Annotated in this window: 14 protein-coding genes; 6 read left to right on the top strand and 8 right to left on the bottom strand. The window is 68.1% G+C overall.

Annotated features, from left to right (window positions below):
- Positions 1 to 196 precede the first annotated feature (196 nt).
- Positions 197 to 2,995, top strand: a complete 2,799-nt coding sequence (locus OXQ33_RS01275; RefSeq protein ID WP_267432747.1) for a TonB-dependent receptor — start codon at positions 197 to 199, stop codon at positions 2,993 to 2,995.
- A 187-nt stretch (positions 2,996 to 3,182) separates the two neighbouring features.
- The gene (locus tag OXQ33_RS01270; protein WP_267432745.1) at positions 3,183 to 3,938 is read left to right on the top strand and encodes a DeoR/GlpR family DNA-binding transcription regulator; all 756 of its coding nucleotides are present in this window, start codon (positions 3,183 to 3,185) and stop codon (positions 3,936 to 3,938) included.
- Here OXQ33_RS01270 and OXQ33_RS01265 read toward each other — a convergent pair.
- Complete coding sequence (locus OXQ33_RS01265) at positions 3,896 to 5,200, bottom strand: MFS transporter (protein ID WP_267432743.1); 1,305 nt, start codon at positions 5,198 to 5,200, stop codon at positions 3,896 to 3,898. The two genes, OXQ33_RS01270 and OXQ33_RS01265, sit on opposite strands and share 43 nt — an antisense overlap.
- 115 nt (positions 5,201 to 5,315) lie before the next feature.
- Here OXQ33_RS01265 and OXQ33_RS01260 point away from each other — a divergent pair, with 115 nt between their 5' ends.
- Positions 5,316 to 6,251: a glutaminase gene (locus OXQ33_RS01260; protein WP_267432742.1), complete on the top strand. Its 936-nt coding sequence runs from the start codon at positions 5,316 to 5,318 to the stop codon at positions 6,249 to 6,251.
- On the opposite strand, the gene OXQ33_RS01255 is transcribed toward OXQ33_RS01260, so the two are convergent.
- Genes OXQ33_RS01255 through OXQ33_RS01245 form a run of 3 tightly spaced genes read right to left on the bottom strand, consistent with a single transcriptional unit; the run spans position 6,157 to position 8,433 of the window.
- On the bottom strand, positions 6,157 to 6,531 hold the full coding sequence (locus tag OXQ33_RS01255) for a DUF3325 family protein (protein ID WP_267432741.1): 375 nt from the start codon (positions 6,529 to 6,531) through the stop codon (positions 6,157 to 6,159). The two genes, OXQ33_RS01260 and OXQ33_RS01255, sit on opposite strands and share 95 nt — an antisense overlap.
- A complete protein-coding gene (locus tag OXQ33_RS01250; RefSeq protein WP_267432740.1) occupies positions 6,524 to 8,089 on the bottom strand; it encodes a PepSY-associated TM helix domain-containing protein in 1,566 nt (521 codons plus the stop codon). Before OXQ33_RS01250 ends, OXQ33_RS01255 begins: the two co-directional genes overlap by 8 nt.
- Complete coding sequence (locus OXQ33_RS01245; protein WP_267432739.1) at positions 8,086 to 8,433, bottom strand: hypothetical protein; 348 nt, start codon at positions 8,431 to 8,433, stop codon at positions 8,086 to 8,088. The genes OXQ33_RS01250 and OXQ33_RS01245 overlap by 4 nt, the downstream gene beginning before the upstream one ends.
- A 329-nt stretch (positions 8,434 to 8,762) precedes the next feature.
- Between OXQ33_RS01245 and OXQ33_RS01240 the strand changes: the two genes are divergently transcribed.
- The 3 genes from OXQ33_RS01240 (at position 8,763) to OXQ33_RS01230 (ending at position 13,320) form a co-directional block, all read left to right on the top strand.
- Complete coding sequence (locus tag OXQ33_RS01240; protein ID WP_267432738.1) at positions 8,763 to 9,575, top strand: ferredoxin--NADP reductase; 813 nt, start codon at positions 8,763 to 8,765, stop codon at positions 9,573 to 9,575.
- 134 nt (positions 9,576 to 9,709) lie between these two features.
- On the top strand, positions 9,710 to 12,607 hold the full coding sequence (locus OXQ33_RS01235; protein ID WP_267432737.1) for a TonB-dependent receptor: 2,898 nt from the start codon (positions 9,710 to 9,712) through the stop codon (positions 12,605 to 12,607).
- Positions 12,608 to 12,822: 215 nt separating this feature from the next.
- Positions 12,823 to 13,320, top strand: a complete 498-nt coding sequence (locus OXQ33_RS01230) for a hypothetical protein (RefSeq protein ID WP_267432736.1) — start codon at positions 12,823 to 12,825, stop codon at positions 13,318 to 13,320.
- 6 nt (positions 13,321 to 13,326) lie between these two features.
- On the opposite strand, the gene gloA is transcribed toward OXQ33_RS01230, so the two are convergent.
- From gloA to OXQ33_RS01210, 4 genes are all read right to left on the bottom strand, one after another.
- Positions 13,327 to 13,839 (bottom strand): lactoylglutathione lyase, encoded by a 513-nt coding sequence (gloA, locus tag OXQ33_RS01225; protein ID WP_346015332.1) that lies wholly within the window; start codon positions 13,837 to 13,839, stop codon positions 13,327 to 13,329.
- 77 nt (positions 13,840 to 13,916) lie between these two features.
- A complete protein-coding gene (locus tag OXQ33_RS01220) occupies positions 13,917 to 14,342 on the bottom strand; it encodes an organic hydroperoxide resistance protein (RefSeq protein ID WP_267432734.1) in 426 nt (141 codons plus the stop codon).
- Positions 14,343 to 14,459: 117 nt separating this feature from the next.
- Complete coding sequence (locus tag OXQ33_RS01215) at positions 14,460 to 15,851, bottom strand: efflux transporter outer membrane subunit (protein WP_267432732.1); 1,392 nt, start codon at positions 15,849 to 15,851, stop codon at positions 14,460 to 14,462.
- On the bottom strand, positions 15,848 to 16,872 hold a 1,025-nt coding region (locus OXQ33_RS01210), incomplete at its 5' end, for an HlyD family secretion protein (protein ID WP_267432731.1). The genes OXQ33_RS01210 and OXQ33_RS01215, both read right to left, overlap by 4 nt.

Here is a 16,872-nt window from a genome sequence, read left to right as displayed (position 1 = left end):
TCTCTGCCGAATTTCGGGGTCAGAACTGTGACATTGGTTCGATCATTCCCGCCTGCCATCACGAAGAACGACCGAATTTCGGAATGTCATCAAAAAACGGTCAATAAGTCATCGCATTGTAACAGCCCGTCCCTAGCGGAGCCATCGAAGGCGCCCGGGGGGCGTCGCCATCACGATTGTTCCAGGGGGAATTTCCATGACCGCTTCGTTCAAGCGGGCGCATGTCGTGCGCCTGTTGTGCGGCACCGCCGCCACCTTTCTGATCGCCGGACCGGCGCTGGCCGCCGATCCGGTCGCGCCGATCGTTGCCGAGCCTGCCACGGCCGAACCCGACCCGCAGGTCGGCGAGGAAGTGGTCGTCAAGGGCCATCGCCAGGCGATCGTCGATGCGCAGGACGAACAGCTTCGCAGCCAGTCGCTGGCGACCGTCGTGTCGGGCGAGGAACTGCGCCTTCAGCCGCAGCAGAATCTGGCCGACCTGCTGACCCGCCTGCCGGGCATCAGCTCCTCGGTCGACCAGTCGCGCAACGCGGCGGCGACGGGCGAGGCGCAATATGTCTCGATCCGCGGTCTCGACACCTCGTACAATGCCTATTCGCTCGACGGTGTGCGGCTGGCGCAGACCGATGCACGCACCCGCGCCATCTCGATGAACCTGCTCTCGCCCTTCTCGCTCCAGACGGTGCGGGTCGACAAGGCGCCGACCGCGCGCTTCGATGGCGACGCGATTGCGGGCATCATCGACATGGTGCCGATCACCGCGTTCGACCTGCCCAACCACCGCACCCAGATCCGCCTTCAGGGCCAGCTCGCCGGTCGCGCCGATGCGCGTCGCCAGGACCCCTGGGGTGGAACCGTGCAGGTGGAGACGGCGCAGCGTCTGGGCGATCTCGGCGTCTATGCCTCGGCCTATTACGGGCTGAAGCATGTGCTGGGCGAGTCGACCGCGATGCAGCACGACTGGGAGAAGTATAACACCAACATCCCCGGCATGATCCGCGACAATCTGGACAATCTCTTCCCGCGCGGCGTGCAGTGGCAGTCCTTCCGCAACCGGATCGAGCGGATGGGCGGCACGCTGAATTTCGACTGGAAGGGTGAGGGGACCGACCTTTACTGGCACTCCACCTATGGCCGGTACAATCTCAAAAGCTGGATGGACCAGACCGCGCTGCGCCAGACCAGCCTGGCGCCCGATCAGATCAATCCGAACCCCGGTAACGGCTCCTATGACGCGGCGGGCTTCCGCGCCGATTACGGCCTGACCGCGACGCATTATTTCCGCACCGAGCACAGCAAGCAGGAACTGGTGACCACCAAGGTCGGCGGCCAGACGCGCTCGGGCGATTTCACCTTCGACTATCACGGCGCCTATTCGCGCGGGTCGCAGGATTATCCGTTGCGCATCCAGTCGGGTTTCGCGGGCCGCCCCTATATCGGCACCGCGACCAACAGCGGTACGGCGGCGTACCGCATGGTCACCTCGATCGGCGACCGCACCGCGCCCCAGGTGGTGCTGACCGACGCGGCGCGCGCCTATCTGACCGACCTGTCGAAGCTGAAGCAGTGGTACGTCACCCAGCAGTTCGAGAATACCTGGGAACGCCGCCTGGAGGGGCAGTTCGACACGGTCTGGCACCATGCCGACCAGGGGCTGGTGTCGATCGCGGCGGGCGCCAAGGTCGAGGATGCCAAGCGCCACGCCAATGCGCTGGGTGACGACGGCGCGCTGCAATATACCTTCCCCAATGCGGATGGCAGCAACTCGCCGCGCTATGCCGCGACCGGCCCGGCGCTGACCTCGCTGCCCGGGCGGTTGCTCGGCGGGTTCATGAACGGTGCGGCGCAGGTGCCGATCTTCCTGATCGACACCGACTATATCGAGAACCAGGTGGCGCAGCTTTCCACCCCCAAGCTTGCCGGGCTGGACTCGGTCAAGCTGAAGGAGAACCGCCTCGACGGGCGCGAGAACCGGCTGGCGGGCTATGTCATGGCGACGCTGCAATTCGGCGACCTTCAGGTCGTGCCGGGCGTCCGCTACGAATATAACCGGTTCAAGGGCACCTATTGGCAGGATCAGGGCAACACGGCCGGTTTCGCGACCTCGTCGCGGAGTTACGACCAGTGGCTGCCGAGCGTGATCGCCAATTACCGGCCCAATGACGCGGTGGTCGTCCGCGCCTCGATCCGGAAGAGCTATTCGCGCCCCGCCTTCGACCTGCTGCTCGGGCCGACGCGGGTGACGCGCAACGATCTGAACGAACTGACCGGGGTGTTCATCCCCAACCCGAACCTCGATGCCCAGACCTCGTGGAATTACGACGCCTCGGTCGAATATAAGGGGCAGGGCACCGACTTCTTCTCGGTCAGCCCCTTCTACAAGGATCTGAACCACGTCCTGTTCGCGACCGGCACCACCAATGCGGGCGGCGACTATAATATCTGGGGCAATCCCCAGTCGGAACAGCAGGGCGGGGTCGAGGTGTCGAGCCTGACCACCAACGCCACCGGCAAGATCTATGGCGTCGAATTCTTCGGCCGCTATTCGCTGAAAGGTCTGCCGGGTTTGCTCGACGGGCTGGGGCTTCAGGCGAACGTCACGCTGCAAAAGGCGCAGGCGAACGTCTTCGTCAACGGCCAGAACCGTCAGCAGCGCATGACCCAGGCGCCTGAGGTCATGTACAATGCCGCGCTGTTCTACAGCCATGGCGGGTTCGCGGCGGAGTGGAACTATAACTATACCGGCGACCGGCTGTACGACCTGCGTTCCAGCCGCCCGGACACCTATATCCAGCCGACGACCATCTCGAACCTGATCGTCAACTATACGCTGCCCTCGGGCCTGACCGTCGGTGCCTCGGTGCAGAACCTGTTCAACGAGCACAGCTATTGGGCGACGACCAGCGAGCGCAAGGCCTATCTCTCGAACGACCGCAAGGGCGGCTATGTCGAGACGGGGCGCATCTACATGCTCAACCTGACCTACGCCTTCTGACCCCTTACCCCTCCCCCGATCCGGGGCCTGCCCCAGGCCGGCACCGGATCGCCCCTTCGCGCCGATGGCCTTTGCGCCATCGGCGTCTTTGTGTGCGGCCTGTGGCTATTCTGTCCGAATGCCACGAGCGATTGACCGACACGCGGTGGCGACTAGCATCGCGCCGATAACAGGAGCCCGAAAAGCGATGATGAAACGACAGCGCCGCCAGCACGAGATCGTGGCGCTATTGGGGGAGGGCGGGTTCCACGGCATCGGCGAACTGGCCCAGGCGCTGTCGGTGTCCGAGGAGACGGTGCGGCGCGAGTTGCGCGTGCTGGAAGCCTCCGGCGCGGTCGTCCGCGCGCATGGCGCGGTGCGCATTGCCAAGGTGGAGACCGAGGGCTCCTTCGCCACCCGGCTGCAACGCCATGCCGAGGCCAAGCAGCGGATCGCCGCCGCCGTCGCGCAGGTGGTGGCGGACGGGCAGACCATCTATCTCGATGCCAGCACCACCGGCCATTATGTCGCCCGCGCGCTCCGCGATCATCAGGGGCTGACCGTCGTCACCAACGCGGTGGGGGTCGCCGCCGAACTGGGCGGGCGCAACGACAATCGCGTCATGCTGGCGGGTGGCGAGATGGATTATGAGTATCGCGCCTGTTTCGATGCCACCGCGCGCGACTATCTGGCGATGTTCACGCCCGCGCTGGCGATATTGTCGGTGGAGTCGGTCAATCTCGACCATGGCTTTGCCGATTATCACAGCGGAGAGGCGGCGGTGTGCCGGATGATGATCGCCCGCTCGCGCCGCACCCTGATCGCGGCGGACCGGAGCAAATTCGACCGGCCCGGCACGATCCAGGTCGCGGCGCTCGATGCGGTGGCGATGCTGGTGACCGACGCGGAACTGTCGCCCGCCTATGCCGCCGCGCTGGCGGGGGTGGAGGTGGTGGTCGCCTGAGCGCGGGGGATCAGCAGCGCGACGCCCGCCCCCGCGAGCGCGAGGCCGAGATGGATCGCCCAGAAATGCGGTTGCGCCATGCGGGCATAGAGCGTGCCCAACTGGCCGACCACCAGATGCGCGACGAAACCGTGGAGATAGAAGAGCCCGGTCATCATGCCCCGCCGGGACGCGGGGGCCCCGGCGGTCACGATCGCCAGCGCCGAGGGCCAGGCCAGCACCACGCCGATATCGAGCAGCAGCACCGCGACCAGGGGGCCGCCCAGGCCGATCCTGTCCCCGCCGCCCGACAACCCGGCGAGCAGCGCATAGGCGAGCGCCGTCGCCACGCCCCCCATGGCGAGCTTGAGCGCGGCGCGCGGTTCGCGGTCCCTTCGCGCCAGATGCGGCCAGAGCCGATAGGCGCCCAGCGCCAGCGCGATGGTGAACAGCCCGTCCAGCGCCGCCAGCCAACTGGGCGGTATCGTCATCCCCGCGACCGACAGCGCGACCCGCTGCTCCGCCCAGACCAGCACCATGTTGGTCAACTGCTCATAGGCGCAGAAGCATAAGGTCACCGCGACGATGGCGGGGATCACGCGCCGCCAGTCGGTGGCACCGGCTTCGGCGATGGCCACCGATTCGCGCCGGACCGGCGGCACGGTGCGCAGGGTCAGGATCGCGGCGGCCATGGTTCCCGCCATCGCGACGAAGGCGGCGGCGAACCCGTATCTCAGCGCCAGCCAGCCGCCGATCAGCGGCCCAAGCATCGTGCCGCCGTTGAGAAACGCCAGATAGGCGGCGAACAGCCGATCCCCGCCCGATGCTCCCCGCAACGTCCCCACCTCGGCGGCCAGATTGCCCTTGAGCAGGCCGATGCCGCCGATCATCAGCGCCAGGCCGGGCAGCGCCCAGGACCGGCTGGCCAGTGCGAGCAGCCCCAGCGCCATCAGCACCGCCCCCGCATACATGGCGGGCCGCCGCCGCCCGCTGCGATCGGCGATCCAGCCGCCCAATGGCAGGACCAGATAGGTCAGTGCGCCGTAAAGCCCGTAAAGTTGCGAGGCGAAGGCGATGTCGCCATGCGCGCCGGTCACCCCCTCGATCCAGCCGCGCAATGTCGGCAGCCCCAGCACCGCGCCGCCCGGACGGACCAGCAGATCGGTCACCAGGAACAGGGTCAGCAGCGACTTCGCGCCCTGGATCGCACAACGTTCCCATCCCTCGACGCTGGCGAGCGTCCAGAAACCGGGGGCGGGCGGGCTGGTGTCCCTATCGCGCATGATGCTGATTTCGGTCCGTTCCGGTGCTTTGGGAGGAAGCGACGGCTCCCTAGCTCCGGTTTGTGACGGGTTCGCGGCGCTCGACAAAGGGAACGTCCCACGGCACGACGGGACCATGGACCTGTCCGCGATCGTCGCCGATATCGCCGCCGAAATGGCGGACGCGCCCGACCGGGGCAAACCGGCGGACTATATTCCGGCGCTGGCGGGCATCGACCCGCGCCGCTTCGGCATCGCCATCGTCGAGGCGGACGGGCAATGCCATCTGGCGGGCGATGCGGAGGAGAGCTTCTCGATCCAGAGCATTTCCAAGGTCTTCGCCCTCACCCTGGCGCTGGGCGCGGTCGGCGACCAGCTATGGCGACGCGTGGGGCGCGAGCCGTCGGGGACCGCGTTCAACTCGATCGTCCAACTGGAAACCGAAAGCGGCATCCCGCGCAATCCCTTCATCAATGCGGGCGCGATCGTGGTCGCGGACATGCTGCTCGGCGGATACGAACCGCGCGAGGCGATCGGGGAGATGCTGCGCTTCGTCCGGGCGCTGGCGGGGGAGGAGGACATCGTCATCGACGCCGCCGTCGCGCAGGCCGAGATGGAGACGGGGCACCGCAACCACGCGCTGGCGCATTATATGCGCGCCTTCGGCAATCTCCACCATCCGGTCGAGCGGGTGCTGGGCGTCTATTTCCACTTTTGCGCGCTGGCCATGAACTGTCGGCAATTGGCGCTGGCGGGGCGGTACCTGATGGCGCGGGGCCTCCATCCGGGGACGGGGCGCTCGGTCGTGTCACCGCAGCGGGCGCGGCGGATCAATGCGCTGATGATGAGCTGCGGCCATTATGACGGGTCGGGGGAGTTCGCCTTCCGCGTCGGCCTGCCGGGCAAGTCGGGGGTGGGCGGCGGCATATTGGCGATCGTGCCCGGCCGCGCCTCGATCGCCGTCTGGTCGCCCGGCCTCAACGCGCGCGGGAATTCGCAGCTTGGTACGCTGGCGCTCGAACGGCTGGTGCAGCGGACCGGCTGGTCCGTGTTCGACCCGCAAGCCGATTGACCGCGCGCAAGGGGGCGAAGGCCGCGCCCGCGCGCACCGACAGGATCAGGTTGAGCGCGATCCCGGCGATCGACGCCGCGCCCAGCAGTCGCACGATCCGCTCGCCGGTGATCTGCGTCCCGCAACCCGACAACGCCAGCAGCAGCACCGCCGTGCCCAACAGCTTCAATCCACCCCGCAACCGGGCATCGTGCAGCGTGCCCGCATCCTTGGCATGGCGATAAGAGCCAGCGGCGAGCAGCCAGAAACCGACAAAGCAAAGCGCGATCGTATCAAGCATGGGCGGGCTCCAGGGTACGGCGGGTCCGGGTGGGCGTACGGGCGGCGGGACGCGCACTGACCCGCGCGGCGACGGCGAAGCCGATCCCGATGGCGAGGCAGGCGAGGTCGAAGGCGACGAACAGATGATCGCCATCGAGAAGCGCGGGGACCAGCCAGCGCGACGTGGTCAGCGCGTTGACGATCGGAATCGCGCTCCACAGGGCGGCGGCGACGACGAACAGGGCCGTCCAGGCACGGCGCGCGGGCAGGCCGAGCTGGGCGAGCGCGAGCAGGCCCCAGGTCCAGAACATCGCGGACACTTCCATCTCGGCGCGCCCCTCCATCCCGGCGGGGATCAGCCGGTTGGCGAGCAGATAGGCCGCCATGCCGCTGGGGAAGGCCGCGATGACCGCGATGTTGAGCCGCTCGGCCAGCTTGAGCCCGAAAAAGGGGGCCGCGCCGGGCTTGCGCCGCTTGGCGGTCCAGAGCAGCAGGCCGGTGCCCACCATCGCCGTGCCGGTCAGCCCCATGACGAAATAGGCCCAGCGCAGCGCGGGTCCGGCAAAGCTCGCCAGATGCAGGCCGAGCAGCACGCCCGCCGTCCCGATCGCCGAGGCGACCTTGCCGGTCTGGGCGACGAAACGACCGGTCGCGCCGTCATAGGTGACGGTGGGCGTCCGCGCGCTGATCGCGCCGCGCGATCCCTGCGCGACAGTCACGCGCGCCGCGCTATCGCCCGGATTCTGCACGATGATCCGCGTCGCCTGTCCGCCCATCCGCCGCTCGGCATCGCGGACCAGCGGCGCGATCGCGACCAGCGGACGGCGCACGCCGCTGGCGGCGACCTCCGCCGGCGTGCCGTATGCGACCTCCAGAAACTGGGCGGGCTTGGCATAGTTCATCAGGACCGGCCACGGCATGTACATGGTGACCAGCGTGATGAGCCCGGTATAGGTGATCATCGCGTGATAGGGCAGGCCGAGCACGGCGGTGACATTGTGCGCGTCCAGCCAGCTCCGCTGCCCCTTGTTCCAGCGCAGCGTGAAGAAGTCGGCAAAGATACGCTTATGGGTGATCACGCCCGAGACGATCGCGCCCAGCATCGCCATCGCGCACAGCCCGGCGAGCCAGCGGCCCCAGGGGTAGGGCAGTTGAAGCTGGAAATGGAAGCGATAGAAATGCTCGCCCCCGCGCGTCTCGCGTGCGGTCAGGGGGGCACCGCTGACCGGATCGAGGTCCAACTCGCCACCGCGCCGTGTGCGATCGGGCTTGGCCGGGATGCGGAAGGCGCGGGTCGCGGTCGTCCGGCCATCGGGCAGATAGATATACCATTGCAGGTCGTCCGGGCCGATCCGCGACAGATGGCGCACCGCCGACTGCGCCGCCTGTCCGGTCGAGGCCGTGGCGGGGCGGATCTCCGGCTGCATCCATTGGGTGATCTCGGGCCGGAAATAGGCCGAAGTGCCGGTCAGGAACATGGTGAACAGGATCCACCCGGCGATCAGGCCCAGCCAGCCATGCGCCCAGGCCATCGTCTGTCGCCAGCCGCGCTGGCCGGACATCGTCGCCTCGCTCATGCCCGCGTGCCCAGCCACCAGATCAGGCCCGCCATGACGATCCCGCCGCCCCAGACCACCGCGCCGACCCGCCTCAGGCGAATCTCGTGCAGGGCCCATAATCCGATCCCGGCATAGACCAGGAAGGACAAGAGCATCGGCCAGCCCGTCACCTCGATTCGCGCCATCGTGTCGGGGGCGGGGAGTATCCGCGCGGTCAGCATCGCGGCGGCCACCGCGAATCCATAACCGCCGACGATCGCGGTGAACCAGCGCCACGCCATCGCCGCCCCGGCAAGCCACCGGGTGCGGGTGCGCCGCGAAGCCTGTCCGGCCCGTTCGTCAATGGCTTGGCGTGACGCCACCCGCGCTTACCCCTTGTCAATTCACGGGCAGGCCCTTAGCAGTATTTGAGAGTCACTATCAATAGCAGAGGGAAAATTTATGCATCGCCTTCGCACGGCGCCCATGGCCGGACCGCCCCGCCGGAGGGCGGCCTTCCGGTCCGACGGGTTCGCTACGCGGCCCGTCACCGGCCCCTTCTTCAACAACGGCTGCTATTATGGGGCATGGCGGACCTTTGTAGGCAGCCTGCGCTATTCTTGGTAAGGGCCACCCGATTCATTCGCACATGACGTATCCGCCCGCCCCGTCGAACGATCGACGGGCATGGGGCGCAAAGGAGTTTTGAGGTTTGTCGACCGATACTGCCCTGCCCGAACTGACCCCGACCACCGCGCTGAGCGTCGAGACGGTTCAGAGCGTCCATCACTGGAACGAGCATCTCTTCTCCTTCTCGGTCTCGCGCCCCGACAGCTTCCGCTTTCGTTCGGGCGAGTTCGTGATGATCGGCCTCCAGGGCGACAACGGCAAGCCGCTGCTCCGCGCCTATTCGGTGGCGAGCCCGGCCTATGACGAGAAGCTCGATTTTCTGTCGATCAAGGTCCAGGACGGCCCGCTGACCAGCAAGCTGCAAAAGGTGCAGCCGGGCGACCAGATCTATCTCGGCCGCAAGCCCACCGGTACGCTGGTCGCCGACGCGCTGCTGCCCGGCAAGCGGCTATTCATGCTGTCGACGGGCACGGGCCTGGCGCCCTTCCTGTCGGTCGCGCGCGATCCTGATATCTACGACATGTTCGACGAGGTGATCATCGTCCACTCGGTCCGCCGGGTCAGCGACCTGGCCTTCCATGACGAGCTGGCGGGCAAGCTGGCCGACGATCCCCTGGTCGGCGATGTCGCGGCGGAGAAGTTCCACTATGTCCCGACCGTCACGCGCGAGCCCTTCCACACCTCGGGCCGGATCGACGCGCTGATCGACGATGGCCGCTTGTTCGCCGGGCTCCCCAGCGCGCATGGCTTCAACCCGGAAACCGACCGGATCATGATGTGCGGCAGCATGGAGATGATCAAGTCGCTGGGCGCCAAGTTCGAGGAAATGGGCTTCCCCGAAGGCTCGAACGCGCAGCCGGGCGCCTATGTGATCGAAAAGGCGTTCGCGGGCTGAGCTTTTCCTCCCCTGACAGGGGAGGAATGACCGTCATCCCGCATTCCCGCGACAAATGTCGTCCCGCGCGGCACATTTGTGCGACATTTGCGTCCTAACGCCCGAAACCCGAAGAGTGGGAAGAGGGACGATCGATGCGGCTATGGGCGGGTTTGATGCTGGCGAGTGCGATGCCGGCGATCGCGCAGGCGCAGGTGACGACCACGTCCCCGGCCGCGCCGCAAACGCCCGCCGGCACCGATGGCGCGGCTGCGGCTCCGGCGACCGCCGCCGCCCCGCCGCAGCAGACGCCCGCCGCTCCCTCCACTGCCGCTCCCACCCATTCCGACCCGGACGCGGAGGATGAGGGCGCGGAGGAAGGCGATGTCGTCGTCACCGCCCGCCGCGAACCCGGCAAGGTGCCCGGCGATATCCCGCCCGACCAGCAACTCGGCCCCGCCGATATCCGCAGCTATGGCGTGTCGAGCGTCGCGGACCTGCTGACCGAACTCGCGCCGCAGACGACCAGCGGGCGTGGCGGATCGCCGGTGATCCTGCTCAACGGTCGCCGCATCGCGGGCTTTCAGGAAATCCGCGACCTGCCGACCGAGGCGATCCTGCGTGTCGACATCCTTCCTGAGGAAGTCGCGCTGAAATACGGCTATCGCGCCGATCAGAAGGTGGTCAATTTCGTCCTGCGCCCACGCTTCCGCTCGCTGGCGGTCGAGGCGATCGGCAAGGTGCCGACGCAAGGGGGCTCGGCGATGGGTCAGCTTCGGCTCGACCAGTTGCAGATTCGGCGCGACACGCGGCTGAGCATCCACACCGACTATTCCGAAACCTCGCGCCTGACCGAGGCGGAGCGGGGGATCGTCGCGCCCTCGTCCAACGCCTCGCTGGGCGGCAATATCGTTACCGCCGATCCGGGCCTCGCGGCGCTGACCGGCACCAGCCCCAGCGTGGTCGGGCTGCCCACCGGCCTGACCGCCGCGCCCGGCCTCGCCCAACTGGCAGGCAGCCCGGCGACCAGCACCGACGTCACCCCCTATCGCACGCTGCAATCGGCGCAGCGGCAATGGGACGCCAATATCGTCTATGCGCGCAACATCTTCGACAAGGTGTCCGCCTCGTTCAATGCCGAGGTGCAGACGACGCAGAGTAATAGCTGGAACGGCCTGCCCTCGGCCAATCTGGTGGTTCCTGCGGGCAATCCCTATTCGCCCTTTACGACCAGCGCGACGGTCGCGCGGCTCAGCGATGCCTATGGCCCGCTCGTGCAGAACAACACCGGGCTGACCGCGCATCTGGGCACCGCGTTCAACGGCGATATCGGCAAGTGGCGCTGGTCGCTGACCGGGGCCTATGACCGGGCCGAGAGCCGGGTGGCGACCGATACCGGGCTGGACGTGACCGATTTGCAGGCACGGCTGAATGCGGGCGATCCGACCGCCAATCCCTATGGTCCGCTGAGCGGGCTGGGGCTGGCCGCGCGCAATTTCGCGCGGTCGACCTCGTCATCGGGCGAAGTCGACGCGCTGCTCAACGGTCGCGTCTTCGCGCTGCCGGCGGGCGATGTGCAGGCCAGCGTCAAGCTGGGCGGGCAGACGACCGATTTCTCCAGCCGCTCGACCCGGTTCGGGCTGGTCCAGACCGGGGACGTGTCGCGCGACATCGTCAACGGCCAGGTCAATCTGGACCTGCCGATCGCCAATCGTGACCGCCAGGTGCTGGGGGCGATCGGCAACCTGTCGCTGAACCTCAATGTCGGCGCGGACCATCTGTCGGACTTCGGCACGCTGACCACGGTCGGTTACGGAGCGAACTGGAATCCGCTGGAGGGCGTGCGCTTCATCGCCTCCTGGACCGATCAGGAGGATGCCCCCACCGCGCAGCAACTGGGCAATCCGACGATCACCACGCCCAATGTCCGCCTGTTCGACTATGTCAGCGGCACGACCGCGACGATCACGGCGGTGACCGGCGGCAATCCGGCGCTGGTCGCGGACAACCGCCATGTCATGAAGCTGGGCCTGACCCTGAAGCCGTGGCGCGAGCGGGACATCAACCTGACCGCCAATTACTACCGCATCGACACCGACGATCCGATCGCCTCCTTCCCGACGCCGACCGCGGCGATCGAGGCGGCGTTCCCGGACCGCTTCTCGCGCGACGCCTCGGGCAATCTGCTGCGCGTCGATTCCCGCCCGATCAACTTCGCCCGGACCGAGCGTTCGCAACTGCGCTGGGGCATCAATTTTTCGCGCCCCATCAAGTCGAAGATCCAGAAGGAACTGGAGGCGTTCCGCGCCGGTACCGGCCCCAATCCCTTTGCCGGGATGAGCTTCCCCGGCGGGCGGGGCCCGCGCGGCGAAGGGCCGGGGGGCGAGGGGCCACGTGGCGAAGGCCCGGGCGCGCCCGGCGGCGCACCCAGGACGGCCAACGCGGCACCGGGTGGCCCCGGCGGGCCGGACGGTCCGGGGCCACAGGGCGGGCCGGGCGGCCCCGGTGGTCCGGGCGGCGGCGGTTTCCGGGGCGGCGGCTTCGGCGGTGGTCGTGGCGGCGGCGGCGGGCGGATGCAGTTCGCGCTCTACCACACATGGACCTTCACCGATCGGGTGACCGTGGCGGACGGCGGCCCCGTGCTCGACCTGCTGCGCGGCGATGCGATCGGGTCGAGCGGCGGCACCTCGCGCCATCAGGTCGAGGCGCAGGCGGGCTATTCCAACAATGGCATCGGCGTGCGCTTCTCGGGCAATTGGCAGAGCGCGACGCGGGTCAATGGCGGCACCCCCGCCAATCCGCAGGCGCTCGATTTCAGCAGTCTGGCGACGGTCGATTTCCGCCTGTTCGCCGATCTGGGGCAGCGGCTGGACCTGGTCCGCGCGCATCCCTGGGTCCGGGGAACGCGGATCAGCCTGTCGGTCGACAATCTGTTCAACCAGCGGCAGCGGGTGACCGACGGCGCGGGCACGGTTCCGATCGGTTATCAGCCCGGCTATCTCGATCCGCTCGGTCGCACCGTCCGCTTGTCGATCCGCAAACTCTTCTTCTGATCCCCGCCGATCTCTCGCCGCGAATAATAGTCCATTTCGGGAGCGTTTTCGGATCGGAAGGTTAAGTTTTTGGTTAACCTACTCTAATTTTGCCGTCATCAGGTTGATTTGGTGAATTGCGGCGACGCAGCGGAACCGGAATACCGGTCCATATGTCGTAGAGCCGCACGATCTCGGACGATGGGGTGCGAAAAATGGGTCGGAGAGTGGAGGTCATGGATGACCACTACGATGCAGGGGTGGACGCCGAACCGACGGGGATCGATGACCGGCTTCGTCGGATACGCGACGAACTGGCCCTGGTCGAATCGCTGGTGCGCAGCGAGAACGAGGCGCGGATAGCCCCGGCGGATATCGGCCGGGTGGTCCGTTCCGCGCGTGAGGGGATCGGCCGATTTTTCGACGCCAGCCTGTTCGCCGATCCGGCATTCGACATGCTGCTCTTCGTCTTCCTGGAGGAAGAGGCGGGACGACCGGTGGAAACCAGCGCCTGCTACCGCGCATCGGGCGTGCCGCGCACCACGGCGGTTCGCTGGATCAATATGCTGGTGTCGCTGGGCATGTTCGAAAGCGCGCCGCATCCGACCGACCGGCGCCTGGCGCTGCTCAGCCTGAGCGAGCAGACGCGCGAGGGGGTGCGGCAATGGCTGACCTCGCTGCGTCCGCTGATCGAGCGGATGACGCTGCGCGACCAGCCGCGCGCAGCGCTGTGATCCGGGTCAGCCGCCGGCGCTGATGCTGTCCGCCATGCCGCCCGCCGACAGGATTTCGATCCAATAGCCGTCGGGATCGGTGATGAAGGCGATGTCCTTCATCTTGCCGTCCTGGGGCCGCTTCTTGAAGGGCACGCCCAGCGTCTCGAACCGCGCACAGGCCTCCGCCACGTTGGCGACGCTGATCCCGATATGGCCGAAACCGCGCGGCTCGCTATTGCCGTCATGATAGCCCTTGAAGTCCGGGTCCGACTCGGTGCCCCAATTATGGGTGAGCTCCAGCGTGGTCTCGCGATTGAAGATGAAGCGGGCGCGCTCGGCCGGGTCTTCGGGGATCGCCTCTCCCTCGCCGAGATAGGCGAGGAAGTAGAGCGAGAAGCGCATCTCCTCGAAGTCCAGCTTCTGGAGCAGCGTCATGCCCATCACCTCCTGGTAGAAGGCGAGCGAAGGCTGGGGATCGCGGATGCGCAGCATCGTCTGGTTGAGCGCGAAGCTTTCGGTGCCGGTGGGGCGGGTCATCATCAGGGTCCTTCGGAACGGCAAAGCCCCCCGCCTGTGTGACGGGCGGGGGGCTCTGGATAGGGAATGGCGGGGCCTCAGGCGAGCGTCAGGCCGACATCCACATTATTACGGGTCGCGTTGGAATAGGGGCAGACCTGATGCGCGGCATGCATCAGGCGTTCCCCATCCGCGCGATCGACGCCGGGCAGGTCGACCAGCAGGTCGACGGTGATGCCATAGCCGCCTTCCTCACGCGGGCCGAAGCCGACCTCGGCGGTAACGGTCGCGTCCTGCGGCACCTTCACCCCTTCCTTGCCCGACACCGCCTTCATCGCGCCCAGGAAACAGGCGGAGTAACCGGCGGCGAACAGCTTTTCCGGATTGGCGCCGTCGCCGCCCGGTCCGCCCATTTCTTTCGGAACCACCAGCTTGACGTCGACCGAGCCGTCCTCGGACCGCGCCGCGCCGTCACGGCCGCCCGTCGCGGTGGCCTTGGTCTTGTAGATCACATTCACGCCCATCACGGTGCTCCCAATGGTGAATCGGTTCGCTGGCCTTAGCGCGCGGAGCGTCCTCGCGTTCCATGATTCCTGTTCGTCTCTGAAAGCGATTGCGGCGATCGTACCTTGCGCTGCGACCTATCGCGCGGTGGCCCGGATCGCATCGGGGGACCAGCCGCCGCCCATCGCCTGATAGAGGCTGATATAGGCGGTCAGTTGATTGGCCTGCGCCTCCGCCAGCGCCAGTTCGGCGGAGAGCAGCCCGCGCTGCGCATCGAGCTGTTCGAGATACGAGGAATAGCCCGCGCGGTACCGGTTGGAGGCGATCCGCAGGGCGTCCGCCTGCGCCGCGCGCTGCCCGGCGAGCGCCACCGCCTGCTCGCCCGAGCGCCGGACCGAGGCGAGGCTGTCGTCCACCTCGCGAAAGGCGGTCAGCGCGGTGCGGCGATAGGCATAGGCGGCCTGATCGCGCCGCGCCACGCTGGCATCGGCCTGGGCACGCAGTCGCCCCGCGTCGAAAATGGGCGCGAGCACGCTGCCCCCGATCGAGAAGATGGTGATCGGATCGGCCAGCGCACTCGACAGCACCACGCCCGCCGAACCGGTCAGCCCCAGGCTGGGCAGCATCGCCGCGCGCGCGCTGTCGAGCGATCGGTCGGCGGCGACCAGTGCCTGTTCCGCCTGGAACAGATCGGGTCGGCGGCGCAGCAGGTCGGCGGGCAGGCCGTCGGGGATGGCGGGACGGACCAGCCGGTCAATGGGCAACCCGCGCGGGATCGGGCCGGGCGTGCCGCCGACAAGGACGCTGAGCGCGTTTTCCTGCCGCGTCACCGCCAGCCGGGCGGCGGCGACCAGTTGTTCGGTCGCGCGATATTCACCCTCCGCCTGCCGCAGTTCCAGGTTCGAGGTATAGCCCGTCGTCGCCCGCCGCCGCGCGATGCGCAGCGCGTCGGCGCGTGCGGCCAGCGTCTCCTCGGCGATGTGCAGCCGGTGGTCGAGCGCGCGCAAGGTGACATAGCCGCTCGCCACCCCGGCGGCGATGGCGAGGCGGACGGTGTCGCGCGCCGCCTCGGTCGCCAGCAATTGCGCGCGCGCGGCGGCGCGGGCGTTGCGCAACCGGCCGAACAGGTCGAAGTCATAGCTGGCCTGCACGACCGGCTGCGACCCGAACTGGTCGAGCCCGGTGCCGAAGGCGGTGACCGTGCGCCCCTCGGTCAGCGGCAGGCCCGCCGTGACGTTCGGCGACAGTTGCGCGCGGGCGAGCCGTTCCTGGGCACGCGCCTCCTCCACCCGCGCGGCGGCGCTGCCCAGATCGGGGCTGTCCGCCAGCCCGCGTGCGACCAGCGCGGTCAGTTGTGGGTCGCCGAAGGCCTGCCACCAGTCGGCGGCGATCGGGCTGCCCGGGCCCAGCGAGGTGCGCCAGGCGGGGGGCGGCACCACGGCGGTATCGGCGGGGCGCTCCGGACGCGGGCCGATGCACCCCGACAATAGCAGCGCGGCGGCGAGGGGAAGGGCGATGCCGCGCCTCATCGCACGCTCGGCCCGCCCGAGGTGTCGACGCTGGCCTGTACCGACATGCCGGGGCGCAGGCGCTGGCTGAGCGGCTGGCCCGGATCGACGCGGATGCGCACTGCGATACGCTGCGGCACCTTGGTGAAGTTGCCGGTGGCGTTGTCGGACTTGAGCACCGCGAATTCCGAACCGGCGGCGGGGGAGATCCGCTCGACATGGCCCTTCAGCCGGGCATTGTTCAGCCCGTCAACGGTGAAGCTGGCGGGCTGGCCCACGGCCATGCGTGCGGTCTGGGCTTCCTTGAAATTGGCGATGACCCAGGTTTCGGGCGGCACCAGGAACATCAACTGCGATCCCGCCGTCACATATTGGCCAAGCCGCACGCCGACTTCGGACAAGCGACCATCCTCCGGCGCGCGGATGACGGTGTTGGCGAGGTCGATCTGCGCCAGCCGCCGTGCGGCCTCCGCGCCCGAGACGCCCGCCTGCTGGCCGCCGCGCCCGACTTGGACGGTGCGGATATCCTGCCGGGCGATCTCGCGCGCGGCCTGGGCCTGGCGGAGCGCGGCCTGCGCCTGACGCAGTGTGGCCAACGTCTGGTCGCGTTCGCGTAAGGACACCGATCCGTCGGTGACCAGGTCGTCGACCCGCGCCATGTCGGCCCGCGCCCGCATCAATTGCGCCTCGGCATTGGCGACGGCGGCGTCCTGCGCGGCGAGGCTGGCGGTGCGCGAGGCGGCGGCCTGTCGGCTGTTCGCCAGCGTCGCCGCCTGCGCCTCGACCTGCGCGGTCGCCTGATCGACGCGCTGGCGATAGATGCGGTCGTCGATGCGGACGAGGGGCTGTCCGGCGCGGACCGTCTCGAAATCCTTGACCAGCACGGCGGTGACATAGCCGCTGACCTGCGGCGCGATCACGGTGGTCCGCCCGCGCACATAGGCATTGTCGGTCGACTGGCGATCGGTCGCGAAGGGCGGCAGCCGCCACGCCGCCAGCACCGCCGCGACCCCGCCGATGACCAGCAAAGCGATCAGCGCGC

The sequence above is a fragment of the Sphingomonas sp. GM_Shp_1 genome, assembly GCF_026540895.1.
Classification (GTDB): Bacteria; Pseudomonadota; Alphaproteobacteria; order Sphingomonadales; family Sphingomonadaceae; genus Sphingomonas.
Note: the sequence above shows the minus strand (reverse complement) of the source record. Positions and strands in the feature narration are given on the sequence as shown.